Annotated in this window: 18 protein-coding genes; 8 read left to right on the top strand and 10 right to left on the bottom strand. The window is 72.2% G+C overall.

Annotation, left to right across the window (positions count from 1 at the left end; all coding sequences use genetic code 11):
* A partial coding sequence (locus ACTZWW_RS11400; RefSeq protein WP_444781077.1) for an SspB family protein occupies positions 1-478 on the bottom strand: 478 nt, incomplete at its 3' end.
* 318 nt (positions 479-796) lie between these two features.
* Between ACTZWW_RS11400 and ACTZWW_RS11395 the strand changes: the two genes are divergently transcribed.
* Together ACTZWW_RS11395 and ACTZWW_RS11390 are read left to right on the top strand one after the other, a co-directional pair.
* The gene (locus tag ACTZWW_RS11395) at positions 797-2,839 is read left to right on the top strand and encodes a multicopper oxidase family protein (RefSeq protein WP_444781076.1); all 2,043 of its coding nucleotides are present in this window, start codon (positions 797-799) and stop codon (positions 2,837-2,839) included.
* Between the two features lie 112 nt (positions 2,840-2,951).
* Complete coding sequence (locus tag ACTZWW_RS11390) at positions 2,952-3,953, top strand: MaoC/PaaZ C-terminal domain-containing protein (RefSeq protein WP_444781075.1); 1,002 nt, start codon at positions 2,952-2,954, stop codon at positions 3,951-3,953.
* 133 nt (positions 3,954-4,086) lie between these two features.
* Here the strand turns inward: ACTZWW_RS11390 and cydB are convergent, their stop codons facing one another.
* The 3 genes from cydB to ACTZWW_RS11375 form a co-directional block, all read right to left on the bottom strand.
* Positions 4,087-5,130, bottom strand: a complete 1,044-nt coding sequence (gene cydB, locus ACTZWW_RS11385; protein ID WP_444781074.1) for a cytochrome d ubiquinol oxidase subunit II — start codon at positions 5,128-5,130, stop codon at positions 4,087-4,089.
* A gap of 24 nt (positions 5,131-5,154) precedes the next feature.
* Complete coding sequence (locus tag ACTZWW_RS11380) at positions 5,155-6,600, bottom strand: cytochrome ubiquinol oxidase subunit I (protein WP_444781073.1); 1,446 nt, start codon at positions 6,598-6,600, stop codon at positions 5,155-5,157.
* A 190-nt stretch (positions 6,601-6,790) separates the two neighbouring features.
* A complete protein-coding gene (locus tag ACTZWW_RS11375) occupies positions 6,791-8,386 on the bottom strand; it encodes a phospholipase D-like domain-containing protein (RefSeq protein WP_444781072.1) in 1,596 nt (531 codons plus the stop codon).
* A 137-nt stretch (positions 8,387-8,523) separates the two neighbouring features.
* On the opposite strand from ACTZWW_RS11375, the gene ACTZWW_RS11370 reads away from it, so the two are divergent.
* From ACTZWW_RS11370 to purQ, 3 genes are all read left to right on the top strand, one after another.
* Positions 8,524-9,093 (top strand): hypothetical protein, encoded by a 570-nt coding sequence (locus tag ACTZWW_RS11370; RefSeq protein ID WP_444781071.1) that lies wholly within the window; start codon positions 8,524-8,526, stop codon positions 9,091-9,093.
* Positions 9,094-9,177: 84 nt separating this feature from the next.
* Positions 9,178-9,417 (top strand): phosphoribosylformylglycinamidine synthase subunit PurS, encoded by a 240-nt coding sequence (purS, locus tag ACTZWW_RS11365; RefSeq protein WP_444781079.1) that lies wholly within the window; start codon positions 9,178-9,180, stop codon positions 9,415-9,417.
* The gene (purQ, locus tag ACTZWW_RS11360) at positions 9,417-10,103 is read left to right on the top strand and encodes a phosphoribosylformylglycinamidine synthase subunit PurQ (protein WP_444781070.1); all 687 of its coding nucleotides are present in this window, start codon (positions 9,417-9,419) and stop codon (positions 10,101-10,103) included. The genes purS and purQ overlap by 1 nt, the downstream gene beginning before the upstream one ends.
* 2 nt (positions 10,104-10,105) lie before the next feature.
* Here purQ and ACTZWW_RS11355 read toward each other — a convergent pair whose 3' ends face one another.
* From ACTZWW_RS11355 to ftsE, 4 genes are all read right to left on the bottom strand, one after another.
* Positions 10,106-10,873, bottom strand: a complete 768-nt coding sequence (locus ACTZWW_RS11355; protein ID WP_444781069.1) for a lysophospholipid acyltransferase family protein — start codon at positions 10,871-10,873, stop codon at positions 10,106-10,108.
* A gap of 66 nt (positions 10,874-10,939) precedes the next feature.
* Positions 10,940-11,629 (bottom strand): YdcF family protein, encoded by a 690-nt coding sequence (locus ACTZWW_RS11350; RefSeq protein WP_444781068.1) that lies wholly within the window; start codon positions 11,627-11,629, stop codon positions 10,940-10,942.
* A 139-nt stretch (positions 11,630-11,768) separates the two neighbouring features.
* Positions 11,769-12,899, bottom strand: a complete 1,131-nt coding sequence (locus tag ACTZWW_RS11345; RefSeq protein ID WP_444781067.1) for a cell division protein FtsX — start codon at positions 12,897-12,899, stop codon at positions 11,769-11,771.
* 8 nt (positions 12,900-12,907) lie between these two features.
* Positions 12,908-13,573, bottom strand: a complete 666-nt coding sequence (ftsE, locus tag ACTZWW_RS11340; protein WP_444781078.1) for a cell division ATP-binding protein FtsE — start codon at positions 13,571-13,573, stop codon at positions 12,908-12,910.
* Between the two features lie 153 nt (positions 13,574-13,726).
* On the opposite strand from ftsE, the gene ACTZWW_RS11335 reads away from it, so the two are divergent.
* Genes ACTZWW_RS11335 through ACTZWW_RS11325 form a run of 3 tightly spaced genes read left to right on the top strand, consistent with a single transcriptional unit; the run spans position 13,727 to position 15,532 of the window.
* Positions 13,727-14,560 carry a zinc-ribbon domain-containing protein gene (locus tag ACTZWW_RS11335; RefSeq protein WP_444781066.1) on the top strand — a complete coding sequence of 278 codons (834 nt, stop codon included), beginning with the start codon at positions 13,727-13,729 and terminating at the stop codon, positions 14,558-14,560.
* Positions 14,561-14,590: 30 nt separating this feature from the next.
* Positions 14,591-15,154: a hypoxanthine phosphoribosyltransferase gene (hpt, locus tag ACTZWW_RS11330; RefSeq protein WP_444781065.1), complete on the top strand. Its 564-nt coding sequence runs from the start codon at positions 14,591-14,593 to the stop codon at positions 15,152-15,154.
* 12 nt (positions 15,155-15,166) lie between these two features.
* A complete protein-coding gene (locus ACTZWW_RS11325; protein WP_444781064.1) occupies positions 15,167-15,532 on the top strand; it encodes a response regulator in 366 nt (121 codons plus the stop codon).
* A 79-nt stretch (positions 15,533-15,611) separates the two neighbouring features.
* Here ACTZWW_RS11325 and ACTZWW_RS11320 read toward each other — a convergent pair whose 3' ends face one another.
* On the bottom strand, positions 15,612-15,824 hold the full coding sequence (locus tag ACTZWW_RS11320) for a DUF3126 family protein (protein WP_444781063.1): 213 nt from the start codon (positions 15,822-15,824) through the stop codon (positions 15,612-15,614).
* Positions 15,825-15,911: 87 nt separating this feature from the next.
* Complete coding sequence (cysE, locus tag ACTZWW_RS11315) at positions 15,912-16,751, bottom strand: serine O-acetyltransferase (RefSeq protein WP_444781062.1); 840 nt, start codon at positions 16,749-16,751, stop codon at positions 15,912-15,914.
* Between the last annotated feature and the right edge of the window lie 46 nt (positions 16,752-16,797).

The raw sequence follows: 16,797 nt of genomic DNA, 5'->3' as shown, positions 1-16,797 counted from the left end.
GCGTCGTCGCGGGCGCGCGGCGCGGCTCGGTCTCGGCGGGCTCGGAGCCCGCGCCGCGGGCCGGCTGGCGCGGCGTCTCGCCCGGCGCGGGGCCTGAGACGGGTGCCGGAGCCTGGGCGGCCTCGCGAATCTCGAACTTCAGCCCGAACTGCACGGACGGGTCGAAGAACCCGGTCAGCGCATCGTAGGGCACGAGCAGCCGCTCCGGCACTCCGCCGAACGAGAGCCCGACCTCGAAGGCGTGCTCGTTGACGATGAGATCCCAGAACTGGTGCTGGAGCACGATCGTCATCGTGTCCGGATACTTCTCGCGCATGCGCGAGGACAGGCGCACGCCGGGGAAGGCGGTCTGGAAGGAGACGTAGAAGTGGTGCTCGCCGGGCAGCCCCTCGCGCGCGGCGTCCGCCAGCACCTTGCGCACCACGCCCTTGAGCGCGTCCTGCACCAGGAGGTCGTAGCGGATCAGGTCTTGTGTCATGGCGCGCTCGACGGGTCCCGCTCGTGCTGTCGTCGTCGGCTTATGCCGCGTCTTCGCCGGAAAGGGAAGGGGAGGGCGAGGTCGCCCGTCCCCGTGCGCGAGGCGCTTCCCCGATCCGGTGCTCTCGGAGAGATAAGGAGGCGGGGCGGGCTGTCGAGGGGGGGCGCCCACCCCGGGCATGGGGAGCTACCGCAGCCCTCTTCCCCGGCGTGCGAGCATCTCCCGATTGCCATCGCTCCCGCCCCGGCGCAAGCTCGGCCGCACGCATCCTCGGGTCGCGAGCGATTCGCACGCGCGGCCGGATACGGGAGGGGGCCCATGAGATACCGACCGACCATCGCCGACACGCGCCGCGGCACGGCGATCCGCACCGCGACCGTCACCACCACGCTCTCTCTGCTCGCCGCCCTCGGCCCCGCCGCGGCCCAGCCCGCCGAGCGCCTCGTCCCCGCGATCCCCGACGCCGTCCTCCAGCGCGCGGCGCCTCCCGCGGACGCGCTCGCGCCCTTCCTCCTCGCGCCGGCCTCGCCGACGCCGCGGGTCGCGCCGGGGGAGGCGGTGCTCGATCTCGCCATCCGCTACGTCGACGGCGCGATCTGGGACCCGGCGGAGGGGCGCGACGACGCCACGCGGCTGCGGGCCTATGTGGACCTCGCCGCGCCGGAGCCGGCGGCGGCGAACGCGCCGCCCTACGTCGGCCCCACCATCCAGGTGACCCCCGGCGAGACCGTGCGCGTGACGCTGCACAACGAGCTGCCGGTCGAGGACCAGTCCTGCCCCGGCGACCCCGACGACATCAACATCCCGCACTGCTTCAACCGGACGAACCTGCACTCGCACGGCCTGTGGATCTCGCCCGCCGGCAACAGCGACAACGTGCTCATCGCCATCGATCCGGGCGTGACCTTCCAGTACGAGTGGAACATCCCCGCCGACCATCCGTCCGGCACGTTCTGGTACCACCCGCACCTGCACGGCGGCGTCGCGCTGCAGGTGTCCTCCGGCATGGCCGGGTTCATTCTCATCCGCGGTGACCGGCTGCCGACGCCGGAGACCAACGGCGACGTCGACACGCTGCTGAAGCGGGCGGACGGCGCGCCGTACACGGAGCGGCTCGTGCTGCTCCAGCAGAACCAATATGCGTGCTACGATGTGCGGGGGAACCTCGAGACCAACCCGGACGGCACCTATCGCTGCGATCCGGGCCAGACCGGCATCATCGAGAGCTACGACAACTTCTCGCCGGGCGACTGGGCGGCGTCGGGCCGCTACACCTCGATCAACGGCGAGATCCTGCCGACCTTCCCGGGAGCGGAGGTCGGGCGCGTCGAGCGCTGGCGCATCGCGCATGCGGGCATCCGCGACACGGTGAAGCTCGAGTTCCGCAAGGCGGCCGACGATGCCGGCCCGCTCGACGCCTCCGCCGGCGACGAGGAGGATTGGATGGCGACGAACTGCCCGGGCGCGCCGCTCACCACCTTCGCCATGGCCGAGGACGGGCTCACCCGCGGCGCCATCGACCCGCGCACGACGAGCGTGCTCCAGCCGGGCTACCGCACCGATCTCCTCGTCGTCTTCCCCGAGCCCGGCCGCTATTGCGTGATCGACACGCAGGCGCCGGCGACCACGACCGTGAGCGGCGACGCGGAGAGCCGCCAGCTGCTCGGCGCCGTCGACGTCGCGCGCGGCGAGACGGGCGCGGACTCCGTGCCGGGCGACGCGGCGGGCCTCACGGCCTATCTCGAGGCCGCCCTGGTCGCGGCGGCCGAGCGCACCATGCCCGACGAGGTGCGCGAGGCGGTCATCGCCGATCTCGAGGACGGGCTGAAGCTGACGAAGTTCGTGCCGCATCCGACGATCGACGCGTCGGAGGTGACGGGCACGCAGGCACTCGCCTTCTCCATCGACACGAGCACGACGCCCACCGGCTTCCTGATCGACGGCGAGCCCTACGACCCGAACCGCATCGACCGGCTCCTGACGCTGGGCGGCGTCGACGAGTGGACGCTGACCTCCGGCACGAACCCCGCCGCCGGCCACCCCTTCCACATCCACGTGAACCCGTTCCAGGTCGTCGAGATACTGAACCCCGAAGGGGTCGACGTCAGCGTCGGCGGGGAGCCGGACGACCCGCAATACGCCGGCATGCAGGGGGTGTGGAAGGACACGCTCTTCGTCAAGCCGGGCTATCGCGTGGTGATGCGCACGCGCTACGAGCGCTATATCGGCGAGTTCGTGCTGCACTGCCACATCCTCGACCACGAGGACCAGGGCATGATGCAGAACGTCGTGATCGCGCTCCCCGGCTCCGACGGGATGGCCATGCGCGGCGGGCACGGGGGAGGGCACGGCGCGCATTGAGCGCGCCCGAGGACCGCGGCGCGGCGGGGAGCTGTTCGGCGCGGGCGCGGCGTGGCAGAAGGGGGCGGCTCAGCCGAGATCGCCCCGAGATCTCGCCACGCCGGATCCACTCATGCCGACGTCTCCGCCCGTCCACCTCGAGGACTTCCATCCCGGCGACACGATGGCGTACGCGCCCGTCGTGCTCGACGAGGCGGCGATCGTCGCCTTCGCCCGCGCGTGGGACCCACAGCCGTTCCATCTCGATGCCGCGGCGGCGCGGGAGACGTTCGCGGGGCGGCTGATCGCGTCGGGCTGGCACGGCTGCGCGCTGCTGATGCGGCTGATCGCCGACGCCTTCCTGCTCGAGGCCGCCTCGCTCGGCGCGCCGGGCATCGAGTCGGTCGCCTGGCGCGCGCCGATCCTGCCCGGGATGCGGCTCTTCGGCGGGCACGAGGTGCTCGAGACCCGCGCCTCGCGCACGAAGCCGGAAATGGGCCTCGTGCGCTTCCGCTTCCACCTCGCCGACGAGGGCGGTGCGCCGCTCGTCGAGCAGACGAACTGGATCCTCTTCGGTCGCCGGGGCGCGGCGGCGCCCACGCCGATGGCGCGTGCCGCCGCGCCGGAGGTCGAGCCGTCGCCGGTCGACCCGGCGGTGCCGCTGCCCGCCTTCGAGGACCTCGTGCCGGGCACGCGGGAGGTCGTCGGCGCGCGGTTCTTCCCGGCCGAGGAGATCGTCGCCTTCGCGCGCGCCTTCGACCCGCAGGCCTTCCACGTGGATGCCGGGGCTGCGGCCGCGAGCCGCTTCGGGGGCCTGTGCGCGTCGGGATGGCACACGACGGCGGCCTTCATGCGCGCGCTGGTCGATCACCGCCTGCGCCAGGAGCAGGCGGTGCGCGGCGCGGGGGCGGTACCGGTCGCGCTCGGCGCCTCGCCGGGCTTCCGCGACCTCTCCTGGACGCGGCCGGTCTATGCGGGGGACACGATCACGTTCACGACGACGATCGTCGAGGCGCGCGCCTCGGCATCGCGCCCCGGCTGGGGAATCGTGCGCCAGCGCAACGAGGGCACGAACCAGCGCGGCGAGCCGGTGCTGTCCTTCGAGGGCAGCGTGTTCTGGCAGGGGCGCGGCTGAGCCGCTCGGCTCAGCCCTTCGGCTCAGCCCCCGGGCACGATCGCCCGCAGCCCGTAGACGACGCCGGCGAAGGCGACGAGCGCGACGACGTAGAGCCCGACGAACCAGGCGATCCGGCGAAGCCGCGTGCTCATCAATGATACCCGCTGTCCTCGAGCGTCTCGGCCACCTTGCCGCGGAACACCCAGTACACGTAGATCGTGTAGGCGAAGATGATCGGGATGACGATCGAGAAGCCGACCAGCGCGAAGAGCTGGCTGTTGACGGTGTTCGCCGCCTGCCAGATCGTGACGCTCGGCGGCACGATGTAGGGGAACAGGCTCACGCCGAGCCCTAGGAAGCCGAGCAGGAACAGGCAGATCGACAGGACGAAGGGCCAGTACGTGCGCTCGTTCGCGAGCGTCCGCCAGATCCCGAAGGCGACGAGCGCCGTGAGCAGCGGGATGGGGGCGAGATACCAGATGTTGGGCGTCGAGAACCAGCGCGCCTCGATCTCGACGCCGAGGAACGGCACCCAGACCGAGACCACCGCCATCGCCACGATCGCCCCGATCAGGTAGCGGTAGGCCTTGCGCCGCGCCCACATCTCGAGATCGCCGGTGGTCTTCATCACGATCCAGGTCGCGCCGAGCAGCCCGTAGCCCGCGACGAGGCCGATGCCGGTCATCATCGCGAAGGGCGTCGCCCAGTCGAAGGTGCCGCCGGCGAACTCGCGGCCGACCACCGTGAAGCCCTGCACGAAGGTGCCGAGGACCACCCCCTGCGCGAAGGTCGCGACCAGCGAGCCGTAGTGGAAGGCATTGTCCCAGAGGAACTTGGACGCGTCCGCCTTGAAGCGGAACTCGAAGGCGACGCCGCGGAAGATCAGCGCCAGCAGCATGACGATGATCGGGATGTAGAGCGCCGGCATCAGAAGCGCGTAGGCGAGGTGGAACACGGCGAAGAGGCCGCCGCCGCCGAGGATGAGCCAGGTCTCGTTGCCGTCCCAGATCGGCGCGACCGAGATCATCATCCGGTCGCGCCAGTTCTCCCGCTGGGCCGGGCGGAACAGGATGCCGACGCCGAGGTCGAACCCGTCCATGATCACGTACATGACCACGGCCACCGAGATCAGGCCCGCCCAGATCAGCGGGAGCCACAAGGCGAGGCCGTCCAGGCCCTCTGCGTATTCGAGCATGGTCCGCTCTCCTGTCGTCTCGCGTCACTCGGCGGGGTTGCGGGCGCCCCCGCGGCCGGGGAGCCGCTCCTCGGCGGCCGAAAAGGGCCGCTTGGGGCGCTCGGCGGGTGTCTGGCCGGGCATGACCTCGTGCTCGTCCGGCCCGCGGCGCAGGAGCTTGAAGAGGTAGTAGGTCCCGGCCGTGAAGATGATCGCGTAGACCACGACGAAGGCCGCGAGCGACGCCGCGACGGCGCCCGTCGTCACCGGCGAGACGGCGTCGACGGTCCGCAGGAGGCCGTAGACCACGTAGGGCTGGCGACCGATCTCGGCGGTGAACCAGCCGGTGAGCACAGCGATGAAGCCCGAGGGCAGCATGGCGACGCAGGTCCACAGGAAGGCGGGGCTGTCGTAGAGACGCCCGCGCAGGCGCAGCCAGACCGACCAGGCGCCCGTCGCCAGCATCAGCATGCCGATCGCGACCATCACGCGGAACGAGTAGAAAACCGGCCAGATCGGCGGGCGCATCTCCGGCGGCACCTCCTTCAGGCCCGGCACGACGCCGTCGAGCTCGTGGGTGAGGATGAGCGAGCCGAGCTTGGGGATGCCGATCTCGAAGCGGTTCTCCTCCGCCTCCTCGTCGGGGATGGCGAAGAGCAGCAGCGGCGCGCCGGCCTGCGTCTCCCAGTTCCCCTCCATCGCGGCGAGCTTGGTGGGCTGGTAGGCGAGAACGTTGAGCCCGTGCAGGTCGCCGAGGAAGATCTGGACGGGGGCGAAGATCGCTGCGAAGGCCGTCGCCATGGAGAGCGAGCGGCGCGCGCCCTCCATCCGCAACGTCTCGCCCACCGCACGCTCGCGGCGGCGCCCGCGCAGCAGCATGTAGGCCGACATGCCCGCCACGGCGAAGGCCGTGGTCAGGTAGCAGGCCATCACCATGTGGGCGAAGCGGTTGGGGAAGGAGGGGTTGAAGACGACCTCGAACCAGTCGACCGGCACGGCGACGCCGTTCTCGATCTCGAAGCCCGCGGGCGTCTGCATCCAGGAATTCGCGGACAGGATCCAGAAGGCCGACATCAGCGTGCCGAGCGCCACCATGCAGGTGGCGAAGAAGTGCAGCCGGTCGCCGACCTTGTTCCAGCCGAACAGCATGATCCCGAGGAAGGCCGCCTCGAGGAAGAAGGCGGTGATCACCTCGTAGGCGATCACGGGGCCGAGCACGTTTCCGGTGAAGTCCGAGAAGCCCGACCAGTTGGTGCCGAACTGGTAGGACATCACGATTCCCGAGACGACGCCCAGCCCGAAGGACACCGCGAAGACCTTCACCCAGAACTTGTAGAGGTTCTTGAAGACCGGGTTGCCGGTGCGCAGCCAGCGGAACTCCAGCGCGGCGAGCCAGCTCGCCAGCCCGATCGTGAAGGCCGGGAAGATGATGTGGAACGCCACCGTGAACGCGAACTGGATCCGCGACAGGATGAAGGCGTCGAGCTCCATGGGGCCACCCTCGTGAATCGACGTCGCGCGCCGCGTCGTCCGGCCCGCTCTCGGGGTAGCGCGCCGCGGCGGTCGGGGGAGGTCCCGCGTGCACGCGAGAGCTGAACGATGGCCGCGAGGGCTCGGTTCCTAAGCGCGCGGCGCGGCGGTGGGACGCGCGGCGGGGCGGCGCAGCGCGTGCGCGACGCCCTCACCCGCGGCGGCGCAGGCGCTCGAGCAGCCGGCGCGTCTGCGCCGCGAGGCGTCGCTCGGCGATGCGCCCGCGCCGGCGCTCGCGCACGAGGCGGATGGCCAGTGCGAGCGCGATCCAGCCGAGCGTCACCGACAGCGTGAAGCCGACGATGCCCGGCCAGAGCGCGATCGCGACGGCGCCCGCCGCCGCCATCGCCGCGAGCGTCGCCGCGGAGGCCGCCTCGAGCCGCGAGAGCGGCGCGCGCTGGGCGATGGCCGAGACGAGCACGCGCCCGACGGAGGCCGCGCTCTCGCGCCAGCGCCCATGCGCCAGGCGGCCACCGAGGCGCGCGGGCGGCGCCAGGGCGACGGGCCTCGGCAGGGCCGGCGCGCCGCGCTTGTCGGCGAGCACGATCTCCGTCGCGCCGGCGATGTCCTCGGCGAACATCGCCTCCATGGCGGCGCCGAAGCGCGCATCGTCCACGACGACGTCGATCTCTAAATTGCCGAACCAGCTCGCGGGGTTGAGGTTGGTCGACCCGACCCGCGAGACGCGCCCGTCGAACACGGCGGTCTTGGCGTGCAGCATCGGCCCGGACCATTCGTAGACCCGCACGCCCGCCTCGATCAGCTCGCGGTAGGCGGTGCGCACGAAGGCGGGGAGGGTGGGCACGTCGTTGGCGCCGGGCACGAGAAGGCGCACGTCGACGCCGGCGCGCGCGGCGTCGAGCAGCGCCTCGCGGTAGGCGCGGGTCGGCAGGAAGTAGCTGTCCGTGACGAAGGCGCGCGAGCGGGTGGTGGCGAGCGCCAGGAGGTCGAGCCGGTAGAGCCGCCGGTCGCCGGGGCGGCCGTGCACGATGCGCACGGGGACGGACCCGCCCGCCGGCGGCGCGACGCTCGACGCGCCCTGTGCGGGCGGGACCGGACTCGCTGGGAGCGGGCGTACGTCCGGTGAGCCGCGGCGGGGCGTCGCCACCTCCCAGGTCTCGACGAAGGCCGCCTCCAGCGCGGCACCGACGGCCGCGCCCGACAGGGCGACGCCGGTGTCGCGCCAAGGCGCGATGCCGTCGCGGCCGGTCCAATGATCCGAGACGCACAGGCCCGAGACGAAGCCCGTCCGCCCGTCGACGACGAGCAGCTTGCGGTGGTCGCGCACGAACCAGTGCGGGCGCGAGGGGCGCAAGGGGCCGTAGACCCGCACGGCGACGCCGGCCGCCGTCAGCGCGCGCCAGTAGTCGCGCGAGGCCCGTGCAGCCGAGCCGAGCCAATCGTAGATCACGCGCACCCGCACGCCCGCCCGCGCCCGCTCGATCAGCGCCTCGGCGAAGATGCGGCCGGTCTCGTCGTCGGCGACGATGAAGTTCTCGAAGTCGATTCGCTCCCGCGCCCCGCGGATCGCCTCGAGCCAGGCGGGATAGTTCTCCCTGCCGTCGCGTAGGAGCCGCAGGTGCTGCGCGCTCACGCCGGGATCGGCGAGGACGCGGGTGAGCGCCCCCGCGAGAACACCGTCGCCGGCGTCGGCGGCGTGCGGCTCGGCGAGACTGGGCTCGGCGAGGCTCGCCTTCGTGAGGCGGGGCTCGGCGCCGTCGAGCATGATCAGGGGTCTGTCGTTCATCGAAAGGCCGGGCTCCTGCGCGCTGTGGCAACGCCCGAGCCGGGGTTTTGGATCGCGCGCGGCATGCGGCCGCGGTGGTGGAAATCGCCGGTCGCGCTCTGGCGAGGCGGCGCCCGCCGTGCTTTCGTCCCGCTGCGATGACGAAGTGCCGATTCCGCCTCACCCGTGCCCGCGTCCCGGTCGCGATCCTCGCCGCCTGCGGGATCGCCACGCTCGCCGGCTGCGTCGGCGGCCCGCGGCTCGTCGCCGGGCTGCCGGACGAGACCGGCTGGCTCGTCCTGCCGCTCGACCGCTGGTCGGCGCTCGATCGCGGCGAGCCCGAGGGCATCGCCGCCTGCCTCGACGCGGACTGCCCGGACCGCCTGATGGTCTCCGTCCTGCGCCTGCGTGGGGAGGCGGCGCAGGAGGCACGCGCCGTGCTCGCGGACCCGCAACGGCTCGCGGCCTTCCTCGCCGCGCGCGACCGTGCCGACGAGAGCGAGGCCCGCCGCGCCGTCACGACGCGGGTCGAGACTCGCCCGTTGGCGATCGAGGGGCTCGACGGTTTCGCCGTCTCCCTCACCGCCCCGGCGACCGGCCGCACCGCCCACGGCGCGACGCTCGCCCGCGAAGAGCAGGGCGGCGAGCTGCGCCTCGCCCTCGTCGTCGGCGACGACGCGGCGGCCGTGGAGGCGGCCCTGCGGCAGGTGGCGGCGGAGGCGTTCTGAACCGCGTGCGCGCTTGCCCCGGACGCGCGCGCCCGTTATGCGGATGGCGACACGCTCCCGCACGACAGCCAGGACCGCGCAATGATCAAGGCCCGCGTCACCGTCACCCTGAAGAACGGCGTGCTCGATCCGCAGGGCAAGGCGATCGAGGGGGCGCTCGGATCGCTCGGGATCGAGGGCGTCGCGTCGGTGCGGCAGGGCAAGGTGTTCGACGTCGAGATCGCCGCCGCCGACGAGGCCGCGGCCCGGGCGGAGCTGGAGCGCGCCTGCGATAAGCTCCTCGCCAACACCGTCATCGAGAACTACCGGGTCGAGCTCGTCTGATGCGCGCCGCGATCGTCGTCTTCCCCGGCTCCAACCGCGACGGCGACGTCGCGCGCGCCCTCGCGCGCGCCGGCGCCACGGTCGAGCGCGTCTGGCACGCCGAGCCGGAATTGCCCGAGGGTGTCGACCTCGCGGTCCTGCCCGGCGGCTTCTCCTACGGCGACTACCTGCGCTGCGGCGCCATCGCCGGACGTGCGCCGGCGATGGACGCGGTGCGCCGCCACGCCGCCCGCGGCGGTCTGGTGCTCGGCATCTGCAACGGTTTCCAGATCCTGTGCGAGTCGGGCCTGCTGCCGGGCGTCCTGATGCGCAACGCCAACCTGCGCTTCCTCTGCCACCGGCAGTTCCTGCGCGTCGAGCGGACCGACACGCCCTTCACCTCCGCCTACCGGCAGGGGCAGGCGATCGACGTCTGCATCGCTCACGGCGAGGGCAACTACTTCGCCGATCCGGACACGCTCGCGCGGCTCGAGGGCGAGGGCCGCATCGCCTTCCGCTATTGCGACGCCTCGGGCGCGCTCGCGGCGGACGCCAACGTCAACGGCTCGCTCAATGCGATCGCCGGCGTGCTGTCGGAGAACGCCCGGGTGCTCGGCATGATGCCCCACCCCGAGAACCTGGTGGACGGCCTCGTCGGCGGCACCGACGGGCTCGGCCTGTTCGAGAGCCTCGCCCGCGCCGCCTGACGTCACCCGCCGGGCCGCTCGTCCGCCGGCTGCGGCGTGCCCTCCCGCACGAGCTCGCCACGACCCTCCGCGAGGAGGCGGTTCGAGGCCGTCTCGATCGTCTCCTGCAGGACGGCGAAGAACTCGTCCTTGGGCTTGCCCGGCGGGATCGGCGGCAGCACCTCGACGACGATGGTGCCTGGACGGCGCAGGAACTTGCGGCGCGGCCAGTAGACGCCGGAATTGAGCGCGATCGGCAGCACCGGCACGTTCAGCCGGTCGTAGAGGTGGACGATCCCCCATTTGTAGGCCGGCTCCGCGCCGGGCGCCCGCCGGGTGCCCTCCGGGAACAGGATCACCTGCCGCCCGGACGCGATCGCCTGCTCGGCCTTGATCGCGAGGTCGGCCAGCGCCGCCGAGCGTCCCTTGCGGTTGACCGGGACGGAGCGCGCCTTCCAGGCGTACCAGCCGAAGAACGGGATCCACATCAACTCGCGCTTGAGCACGTAGGCCGGGTCGTCGAGGATGGTGAGGAGCGCGAAGGTCTCCCAGAGCGACTGGTGCTTCGACGCGACGAGAAGCCCGCCCGGCGGGATGTTCTCGAGCCCGCGCCAGGAGACCCGCGTCCCCGCCACGACGCGCAGGAGCCACAGCGACGAGCGCGCCCACACCTTCGCCACGTCGCGGAACACGGCGCGCGGCATCGCCAGCGTCGGCAGCGCCACGATCATGCAGACGATGAGGTTCGCGTAGTACAGCGTGTTGAAGGCGAGCGAGCGCAGGAGGAGCATGAGGGCTTTCGGCGGCGTGCGGCGAGCGGCGTGTGTCGCGCCCTTCTAGCGACTGGCGCCGCCGAATCAAATCGCCGCGGCGAGCGCCGGCGCGACCGGCCGCTGGAAGCCGCTCATCATGTGCGCCGCAGGTGACCGCTCCGGGTCGCCCTCCACCGCCGTGCGCAGCCACACCGCCAGGAACTTGAGGTACTCGACCGCCAGCAGCCGCGCGGCGTTGGGCTCGTGCCACCACGCCGCGGTGTCGAGGTTGGCGGGTGCGACCGCGTAGGGGATCACCTCGAGGTCCGGCGAGGCGTTCGCGAGCTCGAGCAGCGTACGCGGCATGTGGTAGTTCGAGGTGACGACGATCAGCGACCCCACCCCGCGCTCCGCCGCCCAGCGGCGCGTCTCGATGGCGTTGCCGATCGTGTTGCGTGCACGGTGGTCGAGGTCGACGCAGCAGGAGAGGAGCCGTACGTGCTCGGGGTTTAGCCGCGCGATCTCCTCGAGGGTGGTCGTCTCGTGCACGCCGGAGATGAGGAGCCTGTCGCCCTTGCCGCGGGCGAGCAGGTCGAGGGCGTCCGTGACGCGCTGCGTGCCGCCGGTGAGCGCCACGATGGCGTCGGCGCGGACCGGCTCGGCCATGTGCCGCTCGAGCGTCGCGACGAAGACGAGGAAGCCGAGAGCCGCCGCGACGGCCAGGAGCACGGCCGCGCCGAGGAGCGTCCCGGCGAGCCTGCTTGCGAGCGAGCGGCGGCGCGGCGGAGGCCTCATCGAAGCAGCCTCCCTCCCGTCGTAGCCGTCTGCGGGTGCGACGCCCGCGTCTGCCATGCGCGCCTGCCGAGCCATGTCGAGGGCTCAAGATAGCGCCGATTGCGGCGGCGCGGTGACGATCGCCGTGATTCGTGCGGCCTCATTCCGAATCGCCCGCCAGGATGCGCCGCACCGAGACGCCGGAGACGAGCGCCGTGACGCCGGAGACGCACAAGGCGATGACGACGATCACCGCCGCTCCGCGCCAGCCCACCTCGAAGCCGCCGAACAGGGCCTCGATCTGGTCGCCGGCGGGGGAGGCGCGCCAGCGCTCGGAGATCCATCCGAACAGCGCGAACAGCGCCACCGCGAGACCGCCGCCCACGGCGCCGCCCTTGAGCCCCATGCGCAGGAAGCGGTTCTGGAACTCGCGAGCGATGAACGCGTCGTCCGCGCCCACGTAGTGCAGCACCTCGACGATGTCGCGATTGCCCGCCATCGCCCCGCGGGTGGCGAAGGCGACGGCGAGCCCCGCCGCCGCCAGCACGAGCACGACGAGCGCGACGCCGATCGCCACCACCGTGTTCGCCATGGCGGAGAGCCGTGCGATCCACTGGCCGTGGTCGTCGAGGCTCGCGCCCGGGATGTCGGAGAGCGCCGTGCGCAGGGCCGAGAAGTCCGGGTCGGCGCCGGGCTCGAGCCGCACGACGACGAGGCGCGGCACCGGCAGCTCCCCGAGGTCGAGCCCGGCGCCGAGCCACGGCTCGAGCAGCTGCGCCGAGCGCTCGGCGGAATAGGGCTCGGCGGCGGCGATGCCCGGCGTGTCGCGCGCCAGCGCCGCCGCCTGCGCGACCAGCGCCTCGACGTCGACCTGCGGGCGCGGGCGGATCTGGATCGTCGCCTCGCGTGCGACGCTCGCCCGCCAGGCGGCGGAATTGGCGGCGACGATCTCGGCGGCCCCGGCGCAGAGCGCGGCGAGGAAGGTGAGGATGGCGATCACCGCGATCAGCGCCCGGCTCGCGGCGGAATCGACCGGCACGAGCGGCGCGTCGCGGGTGAGCGACGGCGCTGCGACCGAGGACGGCTCGAGCACCGTCGCCTGCGGCGCGCCGTGGCCGATCTCGAGCGGTGCGGGCTCCTCGAAGCGCGCATCGCCGAAATGCTCGTCCCCGAATCGACCGTCCCCGAAACGATCGTGGTCGAACGGGTCTTTCGCGAACGGGTCGTACCCGCCGGGATCGTCGTCCGGCGGATCGGGCTCGAACGGGTCGGGGCGATGCGGGGGGCGCATACGGCGTCCTACTCGTCGATGTGCAGATGGCCGTCGGCGAGCACCAGGCGGCGCGCGTCGACGAGGTCCATCAGGGAGAGGTCGTGGGTGGCGATGACGACCGACGTGCCGAGCCGGTTGAGCTCGATGAACAGGCGCAGCAGCCGGCGGGCGAGCCCGGGATCGACGTTGCCGGTGGGCTCGTCGGCGAGCAGCAGCTCGGGCCGGGTGATCAGCGCGCGCGCGATCGCCGCGCGCTGCTTTTCGCCGCCCGAGAGGACGGGGGGCATCACGTGCATGCGCCGGCCGAGGCCCACCCAGTCCAGAAGCTCGGTGACCTCCGCGCGATAGCTCGCGTCCTCCCGGCCCTGGACGCGCAGCGGCAGCGCGACGTTCTCGTAGAGGGTCAGGTGGTCCAGCAGCCGGAAGTCCTGGAAGACGACGCCCATGCGTCGGCGCAGCTCGGTGAGGCGATCCTTGTCGATGCGGCTCACCTCCTCGCCGAAGATGGTGACGAGACCCCGGGTGGGCGCCACCGACATCAGCATGAGCCGAAGGAGCGTGGTCTTGCCCGCGCCGGACGGGCCGGTGAGGAACTGGAACGAGCGCGGGCCGATCGAGAAGGTGAGGTCGCGCAGCACCTCGGGCCCGAGCCCGTAGCGCACGCCCACGTTCTCGAAATGCACGACGGGGATGTCCTCCGCGTCGGCGTCGAGCGCCGGCGGCGGGGTCTCGCCGTCCTCGTCCTCGGGGTCGTCGAAATCGCCCTTCACGCGCCCTTAACCGAAACCTTCGCCAATGGGGACCCGCTCCCGCGTCCCGCCGGAGCGGGCTCCACCTGATTCGCCATGCTGATCACCTGTCCGTCCTGCGCAAGCGAATACGTCATCGACCCGGCGCATTTGAGGCCGAGCGGGCGGACCGTGCGCTGCGCGTCGTGCAAGGCGACCTTCTTCGCCGAGGCGGAGCCCGAGACGGACGAGCTGATCTACGACGCGCCGCCCGAGGAGGAGCTCGCGGCCGCGTCGGGCCTGGGAGGCCAGGACGACGTCGACGCGGCCTTCGCCATGGCCGGCGGCTTCGGCGATCCCGACGAGGACGACGCAGCCGACGCGGGGGCCGATCGCGACCTCGTGGTCGACGCGCAGTCGCGACGGGCGCGGCCCTCCGCCGCCGCGGCGCGCCAGGCGATCGGCGCGCGCGGGGCGCAGCTCCTCGGCGGCGTGGGCCGGCGGCTCACGGCCGCGCCGGTGCTCGCCGTCCTCGCCGTCGCCCTTCTCGTCGGGGCGATCCTGGCCCGCGAGAACGTGGTGCGGGCGGTGCCGGACACCGCGGGGCTCTATCGCCTCGTCGGGCTCGATGTGAACCTGCGTGGCCTCGCGATCGGCGAGGTCGTCTCGCGGCGATTCGAGGAGAACGGGGAGCGCGTGCTCGAGGTCGTGGGCGTGCTCACCAACATCGCAGGCGGGCGCCGGGAAGTCCCGCCGCTCGCCATCTCGCTGCGGGACGGGACGCAGACGGCGCTCTACTCCTGGACGATCGAGCCGCCCCGCGGCGACCTGGCGCCGGGGGAGACCGCGCCCTTCCGCGCGAGGCTCGTTGCGCCGCCGGCCGAAGCACGGCAAGTATTGGTCAGATTTGCGCCCGCTTCGGGCGCGACCCTGGCCGGCACGAGCCCCTGACGGGCGCGTTCCTGAAGAGAAGGTCCCGACATGCCCGAATCACGCGTGCGCGTGCTGTTCGACGAGACGACGATCGCCAGGCGCTGCGAGGAGCTCGCGGCCGACATCGTCGCCGCCGCGCCCAAGGACCTGCTCGTCGTGGCGGTCCTGAAGGGTAGCTTCATGTTCGCCGCCGACCTGATCCGGGCCCTGCACCGGGCCGGCCTCGCGCCGCAGGTCGAGTTCATGCACCTGTCGAGCTATCGCACGGGGACCGTGTCGTCGGGCCAGGTGGCGATCCTCCGCGACGTCGAGAGCGCGATCGAAGGTCGGGACGTCCTGCTCGTCGACGACATCCTCGAGTCGGGCCGCACGCTGGTCTTCGCCAAGGACCTGCTCGCGGCACGCGGCGCCAAGCGCGTGCTCAGCGCGGTCCTGCTGGAGAAGCCCGGCAAGCGCGCCGTGCACATCGACGCCGATTTCGTCGGCTTCCGCTGCCCGGACCTGTTCGTGGTGGGCTACGGCATGGACATCGCCCATTCCTATCGCCAATTGCCGTTCGTGGGCGTCATCGACACGACCTCGACTGCGCCCGACCTCTTCGAGCCGACCTGAGGGAGGCCCGCGATGGCGAAGATCCTGCTCGTGGACGACGAGGAGCCCGTGCGCGGCTTCCTCGCCCGCGGCCTCGCGCTCGACGGCCACGCCGTCGACACCGCCGAGAACGGCGCGGACGCACTGGAACTGCTGATGGAGGAGGGGGCGACCTACGATCTCCTCCTCACCGACATCCGCATGCCGCTCATGGACGGCATCGCGCTGGCGCTCGCCGCCAAGCGCGAGAAGCCCGACCTCGTCGTCCTGCTGATGACCGGCTACGCCGAGCAGCGCGAGCGCGCTCGAAACCTCGAGGCCATCGTCACGGACGTGCTGACGAAGCCCTTCTCGCTCCAGGACGTCCGCGACGCGGTAGCGAAGGCGCTGGCGGGGTGAGGGACGGGGCCCGCCCGTCGGGGCGCGGACCGCGAGGGCGCATATCCACCTCACCCGAGGAGCACCGGGTGCGACCCGCTCACCCCTCCAGATCGGTGTCCAGGATCGCCATCTGGAACTGGTAGGAGCGGTCCTCGTCCTCGTCGTCCAGGAAGAGGACGCCTATGAACTCGTCGCCGATGTAGACCTCGGCGGAATCGTCCTTCTTCGGGCGGGCGCGCACCGTGATGGAGTGGTTGGCGAAGGTGCGGCGCAGGTAGCTCTCGACTTTGGCCAGCTCGGATTTCGTCACGCGGGAACCTCGTCTCGTTTCATGGCGGTCGAGGCCCGGCATGCCACGGCGAGCCGCGCCGGGCAACCCGGGCCCTCGCTCTACCCCTCACTCGGGCGAGAGGCTCTGTGCCAGGATCTGGTCCATCGTGCGCGCGGGCTCGGCGCATCCAGCCTCGCCGACGACCTTGGCGGGCACGCCCGCCACCGTGGTGCAGGGCGGCACGTCCTTGAGCACGACGGAGCCCGCCGCCACCCGGGCGCAGCGCCCCACCTCGATGTTGCCGAGGATCTTGGCGCCCGCGCCGATCAGCACGCCCCGGCGGATCTTGGGGTGGCGATCGCCGCCCTCCTTGCCGGTGCCGCCGAGCGTCACCTCCTGGAGCAGCGAGACGTCGTCCTCGATCACCGCCGTCATGCCCACGACGAGGCCGGTGGCGTGGTCGAGGAACACGCCGCGGCCCATCCGGGCGTTGGGGTGGATGTCGGTCTGGAACACTTCCGAGGAGACGCTCTGCAGGTAGAGCGCGAAGTCGATGCGCCCCTGCGTCCACAGCCAGTGCGCGAGGCGGTGCGTCTGGATGGCATGGAAGCCCTTGAAGTAGAGCATCGGCTCGATCAGCCGGGTGCAGGCGGGATCGCGGTCGGCGACGGCCAGTATGTCCGACCGGAAGGACTGCCCGATCTCGGGATCCCGCCGCAGGGCTTCGCGGTAGGTCTGCTCGATCAGCGTCGCCGAGAGCGCGGGATGCGCGAGCCGCGCCGCGACGCGGTGGATCACCGCGCCCTCGAGCGACGAGTGGTTGAGGATGTTGGTGAGCAGGAAGTTCGTCAGCGACGGCTCCTCCCGCACCACGGCCTCCGCCTCCCGCCGCGCCCGCGCCCAGACCGGGTCGACGGTGCCGACGACGGGATCGATCTCGTTGGTCTTGACGCGCGGCTGGCTCATGCTCTCGCCCTCTCACCGGAGACGTTCCCCAGAGGTAGGAACGCCG

The organism is Salinarimonas sp. NSM, assembly GCF_052380005.1.
Classification (GTDB): domain Bacteria; phylum Pseudomonadota; class Alphaproteobacteria; order Rhizobiales; family Beijerinckiaceae; genus Salinarimonas.
Note: the sequence above shows the minus strand (reverse complement) of the source record. Positions and strands in the feature narration are given on the sequence as shown.

What these genes read in the sequence shown, in the direction of transcription:
- purQ (WP_444781070.1), top strand. Translation starts at nt 9,417, where the DNA reads ATGCGCGCCGCGATCGTCGTCTTCCCCGGCTCCAACCGCGACGGCGAC.
- ACTZWW_RS11395 (WP_444781076.1), top strand. Translation starts at nt 797, where the DNA reads ATGAGATACCGACCGACCATCGCCGACACGCGCCGCGGCACGGCGATC.
- cydB (WP_444781074.1), bottom strand. Translation starts at nt 5,130, where the DNA reads ATGCTCGAATACGCAGAGGGCCTGGACGGCCTCGCCTTGTGGCTCCCG.
- ACTZWW_RS11325 (WP_444781064.1), top strand. Translation starts at nt 15,167, where the DNA reads ATGGCGAAGATCCTGCTCGTGGACGACGAGGAGCCCGTGCGCGGCTTC.
- ACTZWW_RS11355 (WP_444781069.1), bottom strand. Translation starts at nt 10,873, where the DNA reads ATGCTCCTCCTGCGCTCGCTCGCCTTCAACACGCTGTACTACGCGAAC.
- ACTZWW_RS11345 (WP_444781067.1), bottom strand. Translation starts at nt 12,899, where the DNA reads ATGCGCCCCCCGCATCGCCCCGACCCGTTCGAGCCCGATCCGCCGGAC.
- ACTZWW_RS11375 (WP_444781072.1), bottom strand. Translation starts at nt 8,386, where the DNA reads ATGAACGACAGACCCCTGATCATGCTCGACGGCGCCGAGCCCCGCCTC.
- ACTZWW_RS11370 (WP_444781071.1), top strand. Translation starts at nt 8,524, where the DNA reads ATGACGAAGTGCCGATTCCGCCTCACCCGTGCCCGCGTCCCGGTCGCG.
- cysE (WP_444781062.1), bottom strand. Translation starts at nt 16,751, where the DNA reads ATGAGCCAGCCGCGCGTCAAGACCAACGAGATCGATCCCGTCGTCGGC.
- ACTZWW_RS11335 (WP_444781066.1), top strand. Translation starts at nt 13,727, where the DNA reads ATGCTGATCACCTGTCCGTCCTGCGCAAGCGAATACGTCATCGACCCG.
- ACTZWW_RS11390 (WP_444781075.1), top strand. Translation starts at nt 2,952, where the DNA reads ATGCCGACGTCTCCGCCCGTCCACCTCGAGGACTTCCATCCCGGCGAC.
- hpt (WP_444781065.1), top strand. Translation starts at nt 14,591, where the DNA reads ATGCCCGAATCACGCGTGCGCGTGCTGTTCGACGAGACGACGATCGCC.
- ACTZWW_RS11350 (WP_444781068.1), bottom strand. Translation starts at nt 11,629, where the DNA reads ATGAGGCCTCCGCCGCGCCGCCGCTCGCTCGCAAGCAGGCTCGCCGGG.
- ACTZWW_RS11380 (WP_444781073.1), bottom strand. Translation starts at nt 6,600, where the DNA reads ATGGAGCTCGACGCCTTCATCCTGTCGCGGATCCAGTTCGCGTTCACG.